Consider the following 3,074-nt stretch of genomic DNA (forward strand, 5'->3'; position numbering starts at 1 on the left):
GTTTCGCCAACGGCTTCGAATTTGCCGCCATTGTCACTACAGCGGTGCTGGCGGGACTGCTCTTTTTCAAAAAGAGTCTCGAAGAGTTCGCGGTCCGCCGCATCTCGTCCGCTCCCCACCGGGTGCTTTTCGGCCTGGGAGAGACCGCCGAAGCGCTGCTGGCCAACGAAAGGGCGGCGGGCCGCGCCGGGCGCTACGTCGTCGTCGAAAAAGAGGAGGCCCCCGCCCGCCTGGAGCCCCTGCGCCGGGCCGGCACCGGCGTGCTGGTGCACGATGCCCTGGACGAGGGACTCTTCGACCGGCTCGACTTCGAGCAAATGGAGGGGGCCATGATCACCCTGGGCGACGACCGGCTCAACATGGAGCTGGCCGTGCGGCTGGTGGAGCGCTACCAAAAAGAGGATGTGCGCACGCCCATCAAACTGCTGGTGCACCTGCGCGACCGCCGCCTGGAGAGCCTCTTTCACGAAAGCTTCATCCTGCCCCGGTTCGACCCGCGGCACCCCATCGACGTGGCGACCTTTTCGTGGTACGACGAGGCGGCGGAGTCGCTCTTCGATACGGCGCCCGTGGAGGGTGAAACCGCCCGCCTCGTCGAAAACGGCGATCCCTTCCACCTGACGGTGCTGGGGACGGGAGAGCTGGCGGCGAACCTGGTGGCCGAAGCGGCGGAGCGCGCCCATCTGCCCGAGCAGAACCCTCTGCACATCCATCTGGTCGGCAGGGAAGCGGAGCGTTTCGCGGCCCGGCTGCGGCGGAGGTATCCGGGCATCGACCGGGTCGTCACGCTCCATCCGCACCCCCTCGACGAGGAGAGCCCGGCTTTCGTCGAACGGCACGAGGAGGATCACTGGAGCCTCTCGCCCATGCCCCACGTCGTCGTCTGCCACGACGACGAAAACGCCAACGTGAAACTGGCCATCGACCTCTTCGACCGCGTCTACCGCGCCGAAGCGGCCGACGGCACTCTGGAGCCCCGCATCGACGTGGCTCTCTTTCACACCTACTCCCTCCACGACCAAATCGACGCGGACGGCGAAATGTACGACCGTTTCCACAGCTTCGCCCGCGCCGCGCGGGTCTGCACCTACGAAAACATCTTCGAAGAGCGGCACGACACCATCGCCAAACTGATCCACTACGGCTACGCCGAAGAGTACGACCCCATGGCGCTCCACGACCTTTCGGACCCCGACACCCGAGAGAAGATCGACGCCAAATGGTACGGCAGCGCCTCGCTGCACGACAAACTGAGCAGCCGCGCCCAGGCCAAGCATATCGACATCAAGCTCAAAGCCCTGGGGCTTGCGCGCCGGCCCGCCGTGGACTTCCCTATCGAAGAGCTCCTGGCCGATAACCGCAAGCTGCTGGACGAAAAACTCGCGACCGACCGCCAAAAGACGGGAGTCGACGACGCGCTGTTGCACCGCTGGTACGAAGAGCTGCGAAAGAGCTGGTCCGGCGAACCTTTCGAAGTGCCCTGGTTCCCCACCCGTTTCGAGACGACCTTCGAAAAGCTCATCCGGGCCGAGCACGAACGGTGGAACGCCTTTCACTACCTGCAGGGATGGCGCCACGCCCCGAAAACCGACAAACGAAAAAAAGAGCACGCCTGCCTCAAACCCCTCCACGAGTTCGTGGAGCCCGAACTGCAGCTGACGATACTCTACGACATCTACGCCATCCTCTACATCCCCAACTATCTCGCGGCCGCGGGGTATGCCGTGGTATCTTTGGAAGAGAAGGAAGAAAAAAAATCATGACATGGTTGCTGAATTGGCTCGGGTTTGCCCGGCGAAACCTGCGGTGGGTGCTGCTGGCCATGGCGGTGCTGACCGTACTGGGAGGATGGTGGGTTTACAGCTGTTGCTACGGCGGAACGCTTTCGTGGTACCAGTCGCTCTACTACGCTTTCGCGCTATTCGCCCTCGACGTAAAACAGCCGGTAGAGATCGGCATCGGCACGCTGCAGGCACAGGAGTGGCACCTCATCTACATCCCCGCCTTTTTCGGCCTGATCACGACCATCGGGTCGGTGCTGGGCTTCGCGGCGGAGATCTTCAAGGAACGCATCGAGGCGTGGCAGATCGAAACGCTGAAACGACAGCCTCACACTCTGGTGATAGGGCTGGGCGAAAACAACCGCATGTACCTCAAAAGCGAAATCGACGAAACCAGTCAAAGGCCCAAACACGCCATCATCGTCATCGAACCCGACCGGAGCAATCCCTACATCGGCTACTTTCGCTCGATGGGTTTCGGACATTTTCGAAACACGGTGGGAAAGTTCGAATTTGCCTTCGACAAACTCGAAAGGGTCATAATCTCTACCGGCAACGACCTCAAGAATATAGAGATCGCCTTGCAGATTCTCAGAAAAGGCCGAGACGAAAACGACAAACACTCCGACGAAGCACGCACTACCACCCTGCACATCCACCTGGACAACCACGACTACCGTGCCCTTTTCCACCAGAGGTTTTTCGAAAACAAAGAAGCCCTAGAGTCGTTCGAAATAAAACCCTACAGCTTCTACGACAGTGTCGCCAGAGACCTGTGGATGAAGCATCCGGTACTCGGCAATTTCTCCCAGGTCGCAAAAGAGTGCACCATGTGGCACATCGCCCTCGTCGGGGACGGCGACCTGGCGGGACGGGTACTCTACTACCTGATCCCCCAGACGGTGCTGCCCCACGACAAACCCGTGACGATTCATCTGATCTGTGCGGACCCGCGACGTTTTCTCGAAAAATTCCGCTCCGACTATGTAGGGGTCGACGATATCGGCCATGTCACTTTCGAATGCCACCCCCTGACGATGGACTCTCCCGAATTTGTCCGCGAAGGTCCGTGGCGCAAACCCTATCTCACCCACATCGTCGCCTGCTTCGACGAAGACGACAAAAACCTGGAGTGCGCGGTGAACCTCTACGACAAGGTCTTTCTCGAAGAGGCGATTAGGGGAAAGATGAAAACGAAAGTGCTCATCGCCCTCTTTCAAAACTCCAAGTCGGGCGATGTCTTCACCCAGAACGAAAAGAGATTCAAAGAGTTCAACAGTTTCGGATATGCCT

At 60.0% G+C, this 3,074-nt stretch carries 2 protein-coding genes; both read left to right on the top strand.

The window, feature by feature from the left end; translation table 11 throughout:
* Nucleotides 1–1,763, top strand: a 1,763-nt coding sequence (locus tag Q1K23_RS08545) for an NAD-binding protein (protein ID WP_300363832.1), incomplete at its 5' end; no start/stop codon positions are given.
* On the top strand, nt 1,760–3,074 hold a 1,315-nt coding region (locus Q1K23_RS08550), incomplete at its 3' end, for a hypothetical protein (protein WP_300363834.1). The genes Q1K23_RS08545 and Q1K23_RS08550, both read left to right, overlap by 4 nt.

Source organism: Hydrogenimonas sp. (assembly GCF_029933015.1).
Classification (GTDB): domain Bacteria; phylum Campylobacterota; class Campylobacteria; order Campylobacterales; family Hydrogenimonadaceae; genus Hydrogenimonas.